Below are 15,091 nucleotides of genomic sequence, written 5' to 3'. Positions count from 1 at the left end.
CCGGTCGGTCATTTATTGTGGGAGGGTGCCACGCACCCGTTCCGCCGACATGTTCCCCAGGCTCGTCTCGGCCGCCGCCGAGACGTTCATCGCGCAGGGCTTTCAACGCACCCAGATGCAGGACGTCGCCGACGCGCTCGGGGTGGCGAAGGGCACCGTCTACGGCTACGTCGAGAACAAGGACGCGCTGCTCGGGGCCGCACTGCGGTTCGCCGACGGTGTGGAGCCGCTGCCCGAGGTGGCCGACCTGCCGGTCCGCCCGCCCGCGGAAGGCGAGCTGGCCGCGATGGTGGCAGAGCGGTTGCGGGGCGAGGTCGAGCAGTTGCGACTGGTCGAGGCGTTGTCGAAGCGACGACGTGGCCCGCTCGCCGTGGAGCTGAGCGAGATCATCACGAACCTGTACGAGACGCTGTCCCGGCACCGGGTCAGCATCAAGCTGGTCGACCGCTGCGCCCCCGAGTTGCCGGAGCTGGCCGATGTCTGGTTCGGCCAGGGCCGCTCGGGTCTCGTTGTGGTACTGACCGAGTATCTCCAGCGGCGCAAGGCGTTGCGGCTGCCCGGACCGGCGCCGCTGGTCGCCCGCACGATCCTGGAGACCTGTGTGTTGTGGGCGGTGCACCTGCACTGGGATCCCGCCCAGCAAGAGCCTCAGGACACCGCTGCCGTTCCATCCACGCTGGCAGGCCTGCTCACGCGTGGACTGCTGCCGGAAGGGACATCGACATGAGCAAGCAGCTCGACACCGAAGGCCTCCGTGACGTGTGGGATCGCTACGCGCCGCGCTACGACCGCGACATCGGCTTCTTCGAACGCATCCAGTTCAGCGGCGGCCGCGATTGGGTGTGCCCGCAGGCCACCGGGGACGTGCTCGAGGTCGCCATCGGAACCGGCCTCAACCTTCTGCATTACCCGGCGGACGTCACGCTGACGGGGCTGGATCTCAGCCCGGCGATGCTCGACATCGCCCGTACCCGCGCCGCCGAGCTCGGCCGCGAGGTCGAGTTGTGTGAGGGAGACGCGCAGGCGTTGCCGTTCCCGGACGAGTCGTTCGACACCGTGGTCTGCACGCTCGGCTTGTGCGGTGTTCCGGACGAGCGCGGGGCGATCGTCGAGATGCACCGCGTGCTGCGGCCTGGTGGGAAGCTGCTGTTGCTCGACCACGTGGGCAGCCAGCACCGTGTCATCCATTTCGTACAGTCGTTGCTGGAAAAGTTGAGCGTGCGGATGTGCGGCGACTACCAGACCCGGCGTCCGCTGCCGTTGGTGGAGCAGGCCGGGTTCGTAGTGCAGCGGCAGGAACGGCTCAAGCTCGGCATGGTCGAGCGGGTGGCGGCCGTCAAGGCCTGAGCCGCTGTTCCAGCAGTGCCTGCTCGGCAGGGTTGGCGGTCAGCTCCAACGCGCGCTGATCTGCCTCGCCTGCCTCGTCGTCACGACCGATGTCGCGGAGTAGCTCAGCGCGCGTGGCGTGGTAGAGGTGGTAGCGGTCCAGGCCGAGAAAATCCAGCTCGGCCAACGCTTTCTCCGCCCCGGCGACGTACCGGAGCGCGATCGCGCAGTGCAGCCGGGTCACCGGGGACGGCGCGAGGCACAGCAGCATGTCGTAGAGGATCACGATCTGCTGCCAGTCGGTGTCCTCCCAGGACTTCGCCTCCGCGTGGCACGCGACGATCGCCGCCTGGAGCTGATACGGGCCAGGGCGGCGATCGCGGGCAGCACGGGTCAGCACCTCCACGGCCTAACCGATCATCTGCTGGTCCCACCGCGACCGGTCCTGATCCTGCAGCTGCACCAGGTTGCCATCGGGGGAGAACCTGCCGTTCACGCGGGCGCGGTGCAGACGGATCAGGGCGAGCAGGCCGCGCGTCGCCGCGGGAGTCGCGGCTGGCCACGGGGACCGCGGGCAGGGACCGGGCCGTGAGAAGCGGATCGGGTCGAAGCAGTACCCACAGCACGATGGCGGCCGCGGTGTAGGCGAAGACCGCGAGGATGAACGGTCCGTCGAGCGCCGGGACGAGGTTGGGTCCGAGCACCGCGCCGAGCGTGGTGGCGACAAGCACCGTGCTCACCGCGCGTCCTCGGCGTAGCGCGCCTGGAGGTTGGTCGCACTGCCCGCGCCGTAGACGAACAACGCGACGAACAGCAGCACTGCGTTGTCGGTGGCCGCAGCGATGACGACGCCGAGCGCACCCACTGCGCCGGTGAGGTAGCCGCCGGCGAGGCCGGCGCGTCTGCCGCGTAGGCCGGAGACGCGGGCGATCAGCAGAGCCGCGAGGGCGGAGCCGATGGTGAACAGTGCCGCGGGTAAGCCTGCCGCGCTGGTGGCACCAAGCATGTCCTGGGCGAGCAGCGCTCCGGCGGTGATGCCCGCGGCCAGGCCGGCGCCGCTGAGGATCTGGGCTGCGACGAGCACTGTCAGGATGCGTCTTTGGGCAGGGTGACGAGTGATCAGGGTGTTCACGGTGTCCGTTCCTCAGACCGCGACGGGGAGTTCGGCGAGGCGCCACTCGAGCATGCCGTCGGCAAGGCGCCGGGCCGTTCGTCCCTGCGCGGTGAGCAGGCGGACGGCGTCGTGGGAGAGCACGCAGTAGGCGCCGCGGCAGTACGCCACGACTTCTTGGTCGGCTGGGAGCTCGGCCAGCCGGTCCGCCAGTTCGTCCAGCGGAACGGACACTGCGCCGGGGATGTGCCCGGCGGCGTACTCCTCGGCGGGCCGCACGTCGATCACCGTCGCGCGTCCCGATCGGACGCGTTCGAGGAGCTCCTCGCGGCTGACTGCTTCGGTGTCGTCGCCGAGGTAGGCCTCACGCGCTGTGCGGACGTCGGGCAGCCGGTCGTCCGCGACGGTGCGCAGTAGTGCGAACAGCGCGGCGACGTCGTCTCCGGCCAGCCGGTAGAAGATCTTCGTGCCTTCGCGGCGGGTGACCACGAGGTTGGCCTGCTTGAGGGTCTGCAGATGCGCCGACGCGGTCGTCAGCCCCAGCTCCGCCGACTTCGCGAGCGCGTCGACCGTGCGCTCGCCCTGAGCGAGCAGGTCGAGCAGTTCCAGTCGCTTGCCGCTCGCGAGGGCCTTGCCGACCCGAGCGAACTGGTCGAACAACGCGTTCTTGGCATCCCGATCACCCATGGTTCTCCAATCATCCTTGGAATAGTGTAGAACACTGGATGTGGGAAGGAGACGATGGCCATGCCTGAGGTGCTAGCGCTTGTCGACGAGGGTCTGGGGAACTCCGCGTATCTGGTCAATCTGGGCGACGGCCGGGCGCTGGTGGTCGATGTCAGCCTCGATCTGAGGGAAGTCGGCCGCGCCGCCCAGCGACGCGGGCTGAGCGTGGCGTTCGCCGCGGACACACACCTGCACGCCGACTTCCTGTCCGGAGCCCGTCAGCTGTCCGCGACCCAGGACACCCGCGTGCTCGCCTCCGCGGCCGGACACCGCGAGTTCGCGCACAACGGGCTGCGCGACGCCGCCGAGGTCGACCTCGGCGGCTTACGTCTACGGGCGTTGGGGACCCCCGGCCACACCGACGAGCACCTGTCGTTCCTGCTGCTCGACGGCGACCGTCCGCTCGGGGTGTTCACCGGCGGCTCGCTGATCGTCGGTGCGGCCGCGCGGACCGACCTCGTCGCTCCCGACCGGACCGAGGACCTCGCCCGCGCCCAGTACGCGTCGCTGCGCAGGCTCGCCGAGCTGCCCGACGACGTGACCGTCTGGCCCACGCACGGCGCCGGATCCTTCTGCTCCGCCCCGCCTGGCGCGGACCGCACCAGCACGATCGGCAGGGAGAAGGCGACGAACCCGTTGCTGCGTGCGGCCGACGAGGACGCCTTCGTCAAGGAGCTGCTCGGCTCGCTGGGCAGCTATCCGCCGTACTTCCGCCGCCTCGGCGAGATCAACCGCCAGGGCGTTCTGGTCGGAACGCCTGAGCTGCCGCCGCTGGAGGTTGGTGCGGTACGGCGGCTTCTGGCCAACGGCGCGCGATTGATCGACGTCCGGCCGGTCGACGAGTTCGCCGCCGCGCACGTGCCCGGCGCGCTGTCGATTCCGCTGCGGCCGGTGTTCGCACGGTGTTCGCATCGTGGCTCGGCTGGCTGGCACCGCACGACCAGCCGCTGGTCGTGGTGCGCGGCGCCGACCAGGACCCCGCGGAGATCGCCTGGCAGGCAGCCAAGATCGGCTACCTCGACCTCGCTGGTGAGCTCGACGGCGGGATGGACGCGTGGACGGCCGCGGAACTTCCCACGGCTACAACCAGGTTGGTGCGCCCGGACGAGGTGAGCGGACCAGTGCTGGACATTCGGCAGGAACCCGAGTTCGCCTCCGGGCACCTGCCGGGCGCGCAGCACGTCGAACTCGGCGACCTGCCCAGCCGCGTTGACGAGGTGCCGCATGAGCCGCTGATCGTGATGTGCGGACACGGGGAGCGCGCCATGGGCGCCGCCAGCCTCCTCGAACAGGCGGGGCATCGCGACGTCGCCGTGCTCACCGGCGGACCTCAGGACTGGACCGACGCGACCGGCGGACGCCTGGAGAGCGGCAGATGAGCCTCCACCTCGGCCTGCGCGCCAACCTCGCCCAGTTCAGCCTGCTCGTCGCGGTCAACGCACTGGTCGGCGGTGTGCTCGGGCAGGAGCGCGCGGTGCTGCCGCTGCTCGCCAAGGACGAGTTCGGCCTCACCGGCTACACCTTTGTACTCACCTACGTCGTCGCCTTCGGCCTGACCAAGGCCGCCACCAACTACTTCGCGGGCACCTGGTCCGACCGCTTCGGGCGCCGCCCGGTGCTGCTGGCCGGCTGGCTGGCCGCGATCCCCGTACCGCTGATGCTGATCTGGGCGCCGTCGTGGGGTTGGGTGGTCGCGGCGAACGTGCTGCTCGGCGTCAATCAGGGCCTCACCTGGTCCACCACCGTCATCATGAAGATCGACCTGGCCGGGCCGTCCCGCCGCGGCCTCGCGATGGGCCTCAACGAAGCCGCCGGCTACATCGCCGTCGCGGTCACCGCGCTCGCCACCGGATACCTCGCCGCCCGCTACGGGCTGCGCCCGGCACCGTTCCTGCTCGGACTGTCCTATGTGGTCCTCGGGATCGGACTGACCGTCTTCGCCGTGCGGGAGACCCGAGAACACGCCCGGCATGAAGCGACACAGCACCCCGTTGCCTCTGAGGGCATGCCGAGTGACCGGGAGATCTTCACCCGCACGAGCCTGCGGGAGCCCGCGCTGTCCGCTGCGAGCCAGGCCGGGATGGTGAACAACCTCAACGACGGTCTGGCGTGGGGCCTGTTCCCGATCCTGTTCGCCACCACCGGCCTTTCGGTCGCCAAGATCGGTGTCCTGGCCGCCGTCTACCCGGCCGTGTGGGGTCTGGGGCAGCTGGTCACCGGTCCACTGTCGGATCTCTGGGGCCGCAAACATCTGATCACCGCGGGCATGCTCCTTCAGGCCGCCGCGCTCGCACTCGTCGCGCTCGCCGACACCTTCACGGTGTGGCTGGTCGCGGCCGTGCTGCTGGGCGCGGGCACCGCGATGGTCTATCCGACCTTGCTGGCGACGATCGGCGACGTCGCGCACCCGGCATGGCGCGCGCGAGCTGTCGGTGTCTACCGGCTCTGGCGCGACGGCGGTTTCGCGGTGGGCGCCCTGCTAGGCGGCATCGTCGCCGACCTCTGGGGCCTGCGCGCCGCGGTGTGGGTGGTCGCCGCGCTCACCGCGTTGTCCGGAATCGTGGTCGCCGTGCGCATGTACGAAACCCACTCCAACAGGAAGGTCAGCGCGTGACCGTCCCACATGGACTTCTCGACGGACCGATCTACCTCGACTACAACGCCACCACACCGATCGACCCCGTGGTGACCGAGTCGATGCTGCCGTACCTGACCGCGGAGTTCGGCAACCCGTCCAGCACCCACCACTACGGCCGGGAGTCCCGCATCGCACTCGATCACGCCCGTGATCAGGTCGCTGCGCTCCTCGGCACGTCAGCTGAGCGGATCGTGTTCACCGGGTCCGGCTCCGAGGCTGACAACCTCGCCATCTGCGGCACCGCGCTGGCCTCCGGCGTGGACCGGCCGCACGTGATCACCCAGCCCACCGAGCATCCCGCCGTGTTGCGGGCGTGCGAGGCGTTGCGCCGCTGGCACAACGCGGAGGTGACGTTCCTGCCCGTCGACAGCCACGGCCTGGTCGACCCGGCTGATCTCACGGCGGCGATCAGCCCACGCACCGTCCTCATGTCCGTTATGGCGGCGAACAACGAAACCGGTGCACTTGTATCTGCCCAGTGAGCGAGTTCTGGCCCCACGCTGCGCCAAGCCGCCGCACGTCGGCTCTTAGCCGATGTGCGTAGTTGTCGTGAGAGCCAGTTTCAGGCGCCGTTGACAGGTTCGGGGATCGCGACGTCTGTGGGGCGTACGAAGAGGGATTCCTGGCCGGCTGGCAAGCAGCTCACGGCTTCATCGGTCGCGACCCCGTCGCAGTGCTGGGCGCTGAGAATCCAGATCATTTCGTGGGTGTGGTGGCCGGGGCTGAGCGGGGCCATCCGCGGGATGATGAAGAAGCCCGGTAGGTCGGGAAATGCAGGGTTGATGTCGTGGATGCGCACGTCGGTGCGAAACGCCTCATCGGACGGGACAAAGGTGTATGCCTTCTCCTGGGCGGTGCCACCGTCGACCACCACCTTGATCGTGGTCTTGGCGAGGACATCGTCAACCGGGTTCGCGTGCAGCGGCACGTACCCAGGCGGGTAGACGGCGTCGGCGGTCTCAGCGCCGAAGTAGCTAATAGTCGGCCGCCAGTGTTCGCCCGCGGTGAGACCTGTGCAGATCGGGTTGACGAACTGTTCGGGGACATCGAAGAGCTCGTTGAAACTGATCCCGGAGGGATGCACGCAGTTGTTGTCCCGGGTCGGCTGCCCGCCGCTCGCCGGAGGACCGACCAGTACGAGTGACGCCGTGACCGCGGCCGCGATGGCGATACCGCGAGACAGGGCTTTGGATCTGCTCATGACGCCTCCCAGCGGGCCGCGGCCGGATGCCCGTGCTGCGACGTTGGGGTTCTCTCACTTCGTGTCAGGTGGCAACACGACGGGCCGTCGGGTTTCACCGCGTTTGCGCCAGCCGACGCTTCTGAATCGCACAAGCACCGGACACGTCAGTTGACATCTGACTTTAATGTCGTCCCGGTCATGAGCCGCGTTACGAAACTGGTGGCCATGGGATGGAGGTGCCCGGACCGATCGCCGTTCGTGTGCGCGCCTGCCGATGCGACCGACGCGCATCGCGGCCTCGAGCTGGCGGCACAACTGGTGGTTCCCAGGGCGAGACGCTGGATGCCGGCTGCGGCCAGGTCGAGGTGGCTGGTGAGGTCGGTTTCGCGCCGAAGCCGGTGATTGTCACGTTTGAGCTGGCCAGCCGAGACGCGACCGTGCCGCGAACGCTCCGAAGTGGACGATCCACCACCGAAGTCCACGGTGGCCGTCAGAGCAGACGCCAACGAACCGCGTGGCGCTATGCCTGCATCGACGCGACGGCCAAGATGATTACGGTGACCACAAGCCGGCACAGTCCTTCCCTTGAGACGTTTCAGGGTCTGACACAGCTCGGCAACCGATCCGTCAAAGCGGAACGGTCGAGCCGATTCAGGTACGACGCCAGGACTCGTCCGCCGTGTTCGCCGAGACCTTCCGTGTCCTGCGGCCCGGCGGCCGCATCGGCATCTCCGATGTCGTCGCCGACGACCACCTCACGCCCGCCGAGCGAGCCGAGCACGGCTCCTACGTCAGCTGCATCGCGGGATCCCTGACCTCGGCGAGTACCGCGAGGGTCTGGAGTCCGCCGGCTTTGCCAATGTCGAGATCACGCCGACATTCGAGGCGGCGGACGGCATGCATTCCGCGATCGTCCGCGCGGTGAAGCCCCTCGACGTGAAGCCCGTCATCGCAGGCGTCCCGGTGCGGGATGCAGGCTCGTGCTGCGGTGTGAGCGCCTGCTGCACGTCCAGCGAGCAGCCAGTCGACTCGAATCTCACCGTGGCGGAAGCGAAGTCAGAAGCCGGCTGCGGTTGCCAGTGAGTACATCCAGCGCCGTGCTCGGTTGGCCTCACACGATTGAGTGCACCTTCGAGCGACATGCAGAGGATGTCCAGGCAGGCGACCGACACCTCACTGCGAGATGGCTGCCTGGCGGGGTGAGCACTTGGCTCGTTCGGAGTTGGTGAGTCCTGCCCGTGGTTCGTGCGCCTGCTGGGTGGCTGGGGGAGTGACCGCTTAAGGGATGTCGTGCCGCACCGTGGCGCTGGTGTGAGCACTTGACCACTGACTGCTGGCGTTCTCCCGATGTCGTTCTGGCCGACTGGAGGTAGGTATTGGTGTTGTTCGTTGGTGATGACTGGGCTGAAGGTCATCACGACATCGAGATCATGGACGCGAGCGGACGGGCGTTGGTGAAGGCCCGGCTGCCCGAAGGAGTGGAGGGTATTGGCCTGCTGCACAGTCTGATTGCTGAGCAGGTCGTGCCGGACGCCGATCCGGAGCAGGTGCTGATCGGGATCGAGACCGATCGTGGTCCGTGGGTGGCGGCGCTGGTGGCGGCTGGCTACCGGGTATTCGTGGTCAACCCGCGGCAGACGTTCCGGTTCCGTGAACGGTTCTCGCCGTCGGGTGCGAAGAGCGATGCCGCGGATGCACACGTGCTGGCGGACATGGTGCGCACTGATTCGCACCAGCTGCGTCCGGTCGCGGATGACAGCGACCTGGCCGAGGCGATCAAGTTGTTGGCTCGTGCGCATCAGAGCATGATCTGGGACCGGCAGCGGCTGGTCGCCCGGCTGCGCGCACAACTGCGTGACTTCTATCCGGCGGCATTGGCCGCGTTCGGCGAAGAGCTCGCGGCAGGAGAGGCGCTGGACCTGCTGCAGCATGCACCAGATCCAGACACCGCGGCGAAGCTGTCACTCGCGAAGATCACCGCTGTCCTGCGCCGCGCGGGCAGGTGCAAGATCGACGAGCGAGCACGGAAGATCCGGGACGAACTGCGTTCAGAGCAGCTGCGCCTACCGGTCGCCGTGCAGCAGGCATACGCCACGACCGTCCGATCGCTCGTCGCGATGATCGCCACGACCGTCGAGCAGATCGACTACCTCGAGCGGGAGTTGGCTGAGCGCTTCCACGAACACCCGGATTCGGCGATCTACCTCTCCCAGCCCGGCATCGGTGTGGTCCTGGGCAGCCGTGTGCTGGGCGAGTTCGGCGACGACCCGGACCGCTATGCCGGGCCGAAGGCACGCAAGAACTACGCCGGCACCAGCCCGGTCACCATCGCCTCCGGCTGCAGAAGCACCGTCAACGCCCGCTACGTGCGCAACACCAGACTCATCGACGCACTGATGCGCCAGGCGATGGCCGCACTGGCGGGTTCACCTGGAGCGCGCGTCTATTACGACCGCCAACGCGCACGAGGGCTCCCACACAACGCCGCTCTGCGGCACGTCAGCAACCGCCTCGTCGGGATCCTTCACGGCTGCCTCGCTACCCACACGATCTACGACGAGGCCACAGCCTGGGGCCACCACACCGCTGCAGTCGCAGCCTGATCCTTAATCCCAGGGATGTCCTCGGGCGGTGGCACTTGCCCGAATAGCCCGTCGACCGGCACCAGTCCCCGGGCTCGCAGTCGGGGATGTTGCCGGACGTTCGAGCAGCTGGCACCCGGCCGGCGACAGCGGAAGGGACAAGCCCGGCCCACGCGGGGTCGGGCGAGTCGTGCGGTCAGGATGGCAGTGAGATGGCTGCGCGCTTGTGCTGTCGGAGCAGGTGCGTAGCGAGGATGGCGAAGTAGCTGAACCCGATGGTGATGCTGATCCGCTGCCACAGGCCGTGGTAGCTGCCGGTCTGGGTGTCGGCGTCGTACTGGGCGACAGCGACCATCAGGGTGGTCATGGCCAGGACGGCGTTGGCGATCGAGTACCACATCCAGGCCCGTTGGCGGTCGGCGGCGAAGCGGGCGGCGAGCACGAGCATGGCGGCGGTCATGACGGTCCAGGTGGGGAACAGGTTCGCGTCGTGGATCAGGCTGTGCAGAGTGGGGGTCGCGGTCCCTGTGCTGCCGGGTGGGTAGCCCGGTTTCGGGTCGGCGGTGAACACTCCGGCTACCACCAGCCCCAGGCCGAACAGCCCGACCAGTACCGGTGCGGCGATTGCACCGCGGCCAGGGCGCAGCAGGCTGCGCAGTCCGAAGGCGAAACAGATCGTGAGTGTGCCGGCGGTGACGAAGTTGGCGATCATGAGCCAGCCGCGGTCGCCGTTGGCGAGTTCGCTGCCGAAATGGTGCAGCGGGTTGTAGCCGGGTCGGGTCAGGCTGTCGAGCAGCAGCACGATGACGTACAGCGCCGGGCCGAGGCCGGCGGTGAGCAGAAGTCTGGTGCGGATCATGCCGGCTGCTCCTGCGTCGCGGCGCGGCGGACGCTGACGGCGACCGCGAGGAGCCAGGCGATGAACGCCGCGGCCATGAGCCGTTCACCGAGGCCGGTGGCGGAGCGGCTGCCGAGCAGGCCGCCGAGCTGGTTGTCCAGGATGCCGGTCGCCCAGAAGAGCACATAGCCGATCGGCGGTAAGGCTGCGACCCGACGCAGCCCCGAGTTGTTCGTCGCCGTGACGATTGGCTTGGCGAGCAGCGGACCTGCGAGGGCGAAGCAGGTGAACGACAGGATGCCCGCAGCGGCGTGGATCGCGCCGGCGGTGGTGAGGAACCGCGGGTCGGTGGGGTCGATGGGATCGGTCGGGAACGCGCCGACCATCACCATGGCGAGCCCCGCGATGGTGAGCGACGTGAGGCCCGCGCGCGGTCGCGGCGACGGCAGGGCCGCGGCGACCGCCACAGTGATGGCCAGGGTGCCCAGACCGAACGCCAGGGCGGCGACGCTGAGCAGCCACCCGTGCGGCCCCAGGACGTACTCGCTGACGGTGATGCTGACCGGATCGCGGGCGGGGTCGACGACGTGCAGGACCGCGACCAGCGTCACGAACACGAGAACCCCCATGCCTCCGATGGCTGCCAGCTTTCCGACGTCCCGCTGTTCGTCAATATCAAACTTCATCATGCCTACACTGTAGACACAGGCTACACTGTAGACGCAAATCGGACCGCCGGTGCTCGGTTGCACACGGAGAGAACCGGCATCGGCCCGGCGCTGGTGCTGATTCCCGGTGGTGGCGGTGACGCCGAGATGTACGCCGAGGTCGTCCCACCGCTGGCGACGCGGTTCACCGTGATCACCTACGACCGGCGCGGCAACTCGCAGCCTGGTCGACGACGAGTCCGTCTCGATCGCCGTCGCCGATCAGGCGGCCGATGTGGTGGCCGATGTGGTGGCCGATGTGGTGGCCGTGCTGGATCATCATGGGATCGAGCGGGCGCACATCTTCGCAGCGGTAACGGCGTGATCATTGCGGTGGAGGTCCTGGCCGGGTACGGCGACCGGCTGCTGGGCGACATGGTGCACGAGCCGCCGCTGGTCCAGCTCCTGCCCGGCAGTCCAGAACAGCTGGAACTGGACGAACTGCGCCGGATCGCGGACACCGAAGGACCGATGCGCGGGTTCGTCGCCTTCGTGGCGATGACCATGCCCCGCCCGCCCGGTCGTTCCAGACCCCGCCGGCCGAACGACACTGGCCGGGATGCTGCGGGTCATGCTGGCCTGCGGCGCGGTGTCGCGACGGCTGGCCGGACGTGCGCCGGGGCGGGATGCACCGCTTTCTGGGCAACGCCGACATCTCCTTCCGCCGTGAGCTACCCGCGTTCTGCTACGACTACGAACCCGACCTCGCGGCGCTGGGATCGGCCGGGGTGCGGTGGTGGCTGGCCACTGGTCGGGTCAGTGTGGGCCGCCCCTACCACAGGCCCGCCCACGTCCTGGGTGAGAGACTTGGCGTGCACTGCGTGGAGTTTCCTCGCGGGCACACCGCATACCCGCAACAATCCGAGGAATTCGCCCGCCGCTTGACCGAGCTCCTGGAAACATGACCAACGACGAACAAACCCGCCGGCCTCGGCCGGTCGCGCCGACGAGACCGACGCTGAGCCGCGAGTACATCGCAGCCATGGCCCTTGCGCTCGTCGACGACATCGGGCGGGACAAGTTCTCCATGCGCAAGCTCGGTGCCGAACTCGGTGTCGACCCGATGGCCGTCTACCGGTACTTCACCGGCCAGGAAGCACTGTTCGACGGCATCGCCGAGACCCTCTTCGTCGAACTCGACATCGAGTCGCTGCCCTGGGACGGGCCTTGGCGCGATCTGGCTGAGCAGTACATCCGTCGCCTGCGGGACACGCTGCTCGCCCACCCACAAGCGGTCACCATCTTCGCCACCCGTCCGGTCCGCTCACCGGCGGCCATCGAGACCGGCAACCGCATGATCGGACTCATGGTCGAGGCGGGCTTCACTCCGGGCGACGCCCTGCGCGTCCTGCGTTGCCTGCGGGAGTTCACCATCGGTCACGCACTCACCCTGGCCGTGCTCCAATTCGGCGGCGAGCGGCGTAGCCGGAAGCCGCCGCCGGAATCACCGGAGTACAACCTGCTTGCACGCAGCGCCGACGACGCGGGCGCCGACGGGCACTTCGACCTCGGCCTCACCGCTATGCTCGACAGCTTTGTCCGCCTTGCCAGGTAAGGACACAAACGCGTTCGTTGCGGCGGCATCCGCGATGTCGTAGGGCTTTAGGATCTCGCGACCAGCGCTGTCACTGGTGCTGCAGCTGGTGCTGCAGCTGGTGCCCAGGATTGGGCACAGGCGGCTATCGGTGGTCTAACCGGTATCGCTTGAGTGTTCATGTGGCCAATGGAGTCGCCACGGTGCAGGTCGGCGTTCGAACGGAAACCTTGGCGGGTCTCGAGCGTTGGCCTTGGTGAAGTCCTGAGCAGCCCGGCGAGAAGACCGGACATGAGACTGCCGGACCGCGAGCAGCAGGAACTGGACGAAATCGAGCGCCACCTCGCCGAGGACGACCCGAAACTGGCCGCCAGCTCAACCGCCCCGCACCCAGGGTGCCGCGCTGGACCCTCGAGGTTCGCCGTACAACGCCGCCCTGCGGCACGTCGCCAACCGGCTCGTCGGCATCGTCCACGGCTACCTCGCCACCCGCACCACCTACGACGAAGCCACCGCCTGGGCTCACCACACCGAGCGGGCCGCTTAACTTCCAGGGATGTCTCGGGGGCGGAGGCGAGTCAAGGCACGAAGGGATTGGAGCTGAGCTGCTCAGCGCCAGCACCGGCCTGGTGATCTGAGGCCGGTGCTGGCGAGTGCGACTTAGTTGAAGCGTAGTTCAGGCGGGCGGGTTCGCTGGCAGTGGTTCCTGCACCCGGTCCTGGTTCACCTGGGGCGACGGCTGCGGCACCGGGGTGTGGGGTGCCGGGTACGGTGCCGGCGGCTCTACGACCTCGGCCTGGCACGTCTTGGCGGCGGAGAACGTCACCCCGAACACGTCGACCTCAAGGTCGAAGTAGTGAATGGCAGCGCCGAGCGCCAAGACGACCGCGGTCGTGCGGGCGACGGCGACCCAGCTGCCGGCCACGAACTTCCCCGTGCGTCGGGCCCAGGACAACCAGCCGCTGTCCGCGCTGCTTGCCGCACGGTCGACTTGGCCTGTGGGGTCGGTGGTGCGTCCGTCCTTACGCCGCGTGGTCCTGCGCGGCTGTGCGCGCGTTCGGGCAGAAATCGCGCTTCGTTCGGTGGAACTGGGCTTGTTCTGTGAACTGCCCTTTCGCGAGCCACGTAGGCTCATGTGTGCTCCCTCTTGAGATGCATCCACGGCGGATAATTCGACGGGAGCGCCGACGCTCACCTGCCTAGGAACAGGTGGTCGTCTCCCGCTCAGGGGTCGCCAAAGCGGCCCCTGAGCCATGTGCGGGGACAGGTGTCACCACGACCGCGATCGACCCGGCGGCCGCGTGCGCAACGTCGTGCCCAGGGTCAGTGGGTGAGTGTCACCCCAGTGAGCAGGCCGGAGAGCAGGCCTAAGAAGAACAGCAGCGCGGCGATCGGCACTGCGGCGCGCAGCGTCACGGTGCGCGCCGACCACACGACAGCTGTGCAGGTAGCGGGCGCCATGTAGCTCCGCGATGACGGCGCCAGCCTGGTGCTCATGGTCGGCGCCGCCATTGCGGCACGCGAGAACAGGTCGGGCGCGAACCACTCCCGGTTGTCGGTGACGCCGGAACGCTGGTGGTCAGCAGTCTCGTCGTCAGCCGCACCGTGACCTTCGCCGGCCTCCGAGTCGTGCGCGTGCTCCCCGGCGCTCACGACCTGCGTCGACGGCGCCATACCAGGTTCGCCGGTCGTGGTTCTGAGCCGCCGCCACGCTGCCACCCACGCCCGCACGGTCTGTTCGTCGCCACCGCAGGCGGCGACGAACGTACTGACCATCTCGGGGCTCATGGGCAGCCTCGGCCGGGTGCACAGGTTGTGCAAGGTGGTGCGGGGCAACGGATAGCCGAGCCCTTCGGCCACCTTGGCCAGCCTGGCGTACGAGGCTCCGGTGCTGTTTTTGAGCTTCTCGAAGCCCAGCTGGAACTCGGGTGCGGTCTGGATCGTCGCCGGGTCGGGCCACTCGGTGGTATCCGGGCACGATGGCGTGACCTGCCGGCGCGTCGGCGCACCGGTAGGAGACGCGCTGGCCGGCCTGGCCGCGACGAGGATCGGCACCGTGCGGGCCGCGCTGATGTCCTCGGCACGGTCGACCTGTGCACCCGCCTGCGGCGCGGTGTGCCGCCGCTGCGACTGTTCCCACAGTTCATGTATGAAGCGCCGGTCGGCCTCGGTGGCGTCGGCCGCAGCCAGATACTGGTTGAGCACGTTCCACGGCACGGTGCCACGTTCGGCGAGCCCGACATCGGCCAACGACAGGTCGGCGCGTTCGGCGAACTCGGTCGGCGTCAGCATGGAGGCTCGCCGCAGAGCTTGCAGCGCCACGGCGACGAACTCCTTGCCGCTTGCCTCCGGCCCGCTCTCGGCCACGACATCGCGTAAGGGAGTGAGGTCGCGAAGCGAGGTCACGACTCAGCCTGCCAACGGCGAGGTCGGCACGGGCGTGGCT

At 68.5% G+C, this 15,091-nt stretch carries 20 protein-coding genes; 9 read left to right on the top strand and 11 right to left on the bottom strand.

What is annotated here, in order from left to right:
• Window positions 1-25: 25 nt before the first annotated feature.
• Window positions 26-727: a helix-turn-helix domain-containing protein gene (locus ACWGE0_RS22890; protein ID WP_452262927.1), complete on the top strand. Its 702-nt coding sequence runs from the start codon at window positions 26-28 to the stop codon at window positions 725-727.
• Window positions 724-1,347 (top strand): class I SAM-dependent methyltransferase, encoded by a 624-nt coding sequence (locus ACWGE0_RS22885; RefSeq protein WP_452262926.1) that lies wholly within the window; start codon window positions 724-726, stop codon window positions 1,345-1,347. The genes ACWGE0_RS22890 and ACWGE0_RS22885 overlap by 4 nt, the downstream gene beginning before the upstream one ends.
• Here ACWGE0_RS22885 and ACWGE0_RS22880 read toward each other — a convergent pair.
• The 4 genes from ACWGE0_RS22880 to ACWGE0_RS22865 all read right to left on the bottom strand — a co-directional run bounded on the left by ACWGE0_RS22880 (window position 1,337) and on the right by ACWGE0_RS22865 (window position 3,124).
• Complete coding sequence (locus ACWGE0_RS22880; RefSeq protein ID WP_452262925.1) at window positions 1,337-1,732, bottom strand: hypothetical protein; 396 nt, start codon at window positions 1,730-1,732, stop codon at window positions 1,337-1,339. The two genes, ACWGE0_RS22885 and ACWGE0_RS22880, sit on opposite strands and share 11 nt — an antisense overlap.
• Window positions 1,733-1,735: 3 nt before the next feature.
• Entirely contained in the window at window positions 1,736-1,822 is an 87-nt protein-coding gene (locus tag ACWGE0_RS22875; protein WP_452263022.1) for a DUF6596 domain-containing protein, read from the bottom strand.
• A 240-nt stretch (window positions 1,823-2,062) separates the two neighbouring features.
• On the bottom strand, window positions 2,063-2,410 hold the full coding sequence (locus ACWGE0_RS22870) for a hypothetical protein (RefSeq protein ID WP_452262924.1): 348 nt from the start codon (window positions 2,408-2,410) through the stop codon (window positions 2,063-2,065).
• A 60-nt stretch (window positions 2,411-2,470) separates the two neighbouring features.
• On the bottom strand, window positions 2,471-3,124 hold the full coding sequence (locus ACWGE0_RS22865; RefSeq protein ID WP_452262923.1) for an ArsR/SmtB family transcription factor: 654 nt from the start codon (window positions 3,122-3,124) through the stop codon (window positions 2,471-2,473).
• 60 nt (window positions 3,125-3,184) lie between these two features.
• Here ACWGE0_RS22865 and ACWGE0_RS22860 point away from each other — a divergent pair, with 60 nt between their 5' ends.
• From ACWGE0_RS22860 to ACWGE0_RS22845, 4 genes are read left to right on the top strand one after another with little or no spacing between them, the layout of a single operon-like run.
• Window positions 3,185-4,276, top strand: a complete 1,092-nt coding sequence (locus ACWGE0_RS22860) for an MBL fold metallo-hydrolase (protein ID WP_452262922.1) — start codon at window positions 3,185-3,187, stop codon at window positions 4,274-4,276.
• A gap of 8 nt (window positions 4,277-4,284) precedes the next feature.
• Entirely contained in the window at window positions 4,285-4,542 is a 258-nt protein-coding gene (locus ACWGE0_RS22855; RefSeq protein WP_452262921.1) for a rhodanese-like domain-containing protein, read from the top strand.
• Entirely contained in the window at window positions 4,539-5,777 is a 1,239-nt protein-coding gene (locus tag ACWGE0_RS22850) for an MFS transporter (protein ID WP_452262920.1), read from the top strand. Before ACWGE0_RS22855 ends, ACWGE0_RS22850 begins: the two co-directional genes overlap by 4 nt.
• Window positions 5,774-6,283, top strand: coding sequence for a cysteine desulfurase family protein (locus tag ACWGE0_RS22845; protein ID WP_452262919.1), 510 nt, complete (start codon window positions 5,774-5,776; stop codon window positions 6,281-6,283). Before ACWGE0_RS22850 ends, ACWGE0_RS22845 begins: the two co-directional genes overlap by 4 nt.
• 80 nt (window positions 6,284-6,363) lie before the next feature.
• Here ACWGE0_RS22845 and ACWGE0_RS22840 read toward each other — a convergent pair whose 3' ends face one another.
• Complete coding sequence (locus ACWGE0_RS22840) at window positions 6,364-6,885, bottom strand: hypothetical protein (RefSeq protein ID WP_452262918.1); 522 nt, start codon at window positions 6,883-6,885, stop codon at window positions 6,364-6,366.
• Between the two features lie 1,478 nt (window positions 6,886-8,363).
• Between ACWGE0_RS22840 and ACWGE0_RS22835 the strand changes: the two genes are divergently transcribed.
• On the top strand, window positions 8,364-9,587 hold the full coding sequence (locus ACWGE0_RS22835) for an IS110 family transposase (RefSeq protein ID WP_452262917.1): 1,224 nt from the start codon (window positions 8,364-8,366) through the stop codon (window positions 9,585-9,587).
• A 175-nt stretch (window positions 9,588-9,762) separates the two neighbouring features.
• On the opposite strand, the gene ACWGE0_RS22830 is transcribed toward ACWGE0_RS22835, so the two are convergent.
• The 4 genes from ACWGE0_RS22830 to ACWGE0_RS22815 all read right to left on the bottom strand — a co-directional run bounded on the left by ACWGE0_RS22830 (window position 9,763) and on the right by ACWGE0_RS22815 (window position 11,684).
• Window positions 9,763-10,425, bottom strand: a complete 663-nt coding sequence (locus ACWGE0_RS22830; RefSeq protein ID WP_452262916.1) for a DUF998 domain-containing protein — start codon at window positions 10,423-10,425, stop codon at window positions 9,763-9,765.
• Window positions 10,422-11,093: a DUF998 domain-containing protein gene (locus tag ACWGE0_RS22825; protein ID WP_452262915.1), complete on the bottom strand. Its 672-nt coding sequence runs from the start codon at window positions 11,091-11,093 to the stop codon at window positions 10,422-10,424. Before ACWGE0_RS22825 ends, ACWGE0_RS22830 begins: the two co-directional genes overlap by 4 nt.
• 172 nt (window positions 11,094-11,265) lie before the next feature.
• On the bottom strand, window positions 11,266-11,394 hold the full coding sequence (locus ACWGE0_RS22820; RefSeq protein ID WP_452262914.1) for a hypothetical protein: 129 nt from the start codon (window positions 11,392-11,394) through the stop codon (window positions 11,266-11,268).
• On the bottom strand, window positions 11,391-11,684 hold the full coding sequence (locus ACWGE0_RS22815; RefSeq protein WP_452262913.1) for a hypothetical protein: 294 nt from the start codon (window positions 11,682-11,684) through the stop codon (window positions 11,391-11,393). The genes ACWGE0_RS22820 and ACWGE0_RS22815 overlap by 4 nt, the downstream gene beginning before the upstream one ends.
• Window positions 11,685-12,012: 328 nt before the next feature.
• Here ACWGE0_RS22815 and ACWGE0_RS22810 point away from each other — a divergent pair, with 328 nt between their 5' ends.
• Both ACWGE0_RS22810 and ACWGE0_RS22805 read left to right on the top strand, forming a co-directional pair.
• Window positions 12,013-12,666, top strand: coding sequence for a TetR/AcrR family transcriptional regulator C-terminal domain-containing protein (locus ACWGE0_RS22810; protein ID WP_452262912.1), 654 nt, complete (start codon window positions 12,013-12,015; stop codon window positions 12,664-12,666).
• A 159-nt stretch (window positions 12,667-12,825) separates the two neighbouring features.
• Window positions 12,826-13,278: a DUF3040 domain-containing protein gene (locus ACWGE0_RS22805; protein ID WP_452262911.1), complete on the top strand. Its 453-nt coding sequence runs from the start codon at window positions 12,826-12,828 to the stop codon at window positions 13,276-13,278.
• Window positions 13,279-13,321: 43 nt separating this feature from the next.
• Here the strand turns inward: ACWGE0_RS22805 and ACWGE0_RS22800 are convergent, their stop codons facing one another.
• Together ACWGE0_RS22800 and ACWGE0_RS22795 are read right to left on the bottom strand one after the other, a co-directional pair.
• Window positions 13,322-13,570 carry a hypothetical protein gene (locus ACWGE0_RS22800; RefSeq protein ID WP_452262910.1) on the bottom strand — a complete coding sequence of 83 codons (249 nt, stop codon included), beginning with the start codon at window positions 13,568-13,570 and terminating at the stop codon, window positions 13,322-13,324.
• A gap of 398 nt (window positions 13,571-13,968) precedes the next feature.
• Window positions 13,969-15,051 (bottom strand): hypothetical protein, encoded by a 1,083-nt coding sequence (locus tag ACWGE0_RS22795; protein WP_452262909.1) that lies wholly within the window; start codon window positions 15,049-15,051, stop codon window positions 13,969-13,971.
• Window positions 15,052-15,091: the final 40 nt, after the last annotated feature.

This window comes from Lentzea sp. NPDC054927 (assembly GCF_053610285.1).
This window is presented reverse-complemented; position numbering and strand designations above follow the sequence as displayed.

Excerpts from the sequence above, each read along its gene's own strand:
- ACWGE0_RS22860 (WP_452262922.1), top strand. The coding sequence starts at position 3,185 with ATGCCTGAGGTGCTAGCGCTTGTCGACGAGGGTCTGGGGAACTCCGCG.
- ACWGE0_RS22815 (WP_452262913.1), bottom strand. The coding sequence starts at position 11,684 with ATGACCCGCAGCATCCCGGCCAGTGTCGTTCGGCCGGCGGGGTCTGGA.
- ACWGE0_RS22885 (WP_452262926.1), top strand. The coding sequence starts at position 724 with ATGAGCAAGCAGCTCGACACCGAAGGCCTCCGTGACGTGTGGGATCGC.
- ACWGE0_RS22820 (WP_452262914.1), bottom strand. The coding sequence starts at position 11,394 with ATGATGATCCAGCACGGCCACCACATCGGCCACCACATCGGCCACCAC.
- ACWGE0_RS22805 (WP_452262911.1), top strand. The coding sequence starts at position 12,826 with ATGTGGCCAATGGAGTCGCCACGGTGCAGGTCGGCGTTCGAACGGAAA.
- ACWGE0_RS22830 (WP_452262916.1), bottom strand. The coding sequence starts at position 10,425 with ATGATCCGCACCAGACTTCTGCTCACCGCCGGCCTCGGCCCGGCGCTG.
- ACWGE0_RS22850 (WP_452262920.1), top strand. The coding sequence starts at position 4,539 with ATGAGCCTCCACCTCGGCCTGCGCGCCAACCTCGCCCAGTTCAGCCTG.
- ACWGE0_RS22825 (WP_452262915.1), bottom strand. The coding sequence starts at position 11,093 with ATGATGAAGTTTGATATTGACGAACAGCGGGACGTCGGAAAGCTGGCA.
- ACWGE0_RS22810 (WP_452262912.1), top strand. The coding sequence starts at position 12,013 with ATGACCAACGACGAACAAACCCGCCGGCCTCGGCCGGTCGCGCCGACG.
- ACWGE0_RS22865 (WP_452262923.1), bottom strand. The coding sequence starts at position 3,124 with ATGGGTGATCGGGATGCCAAGAACGCGTTGTTCGACCAGTTCGCTCGG.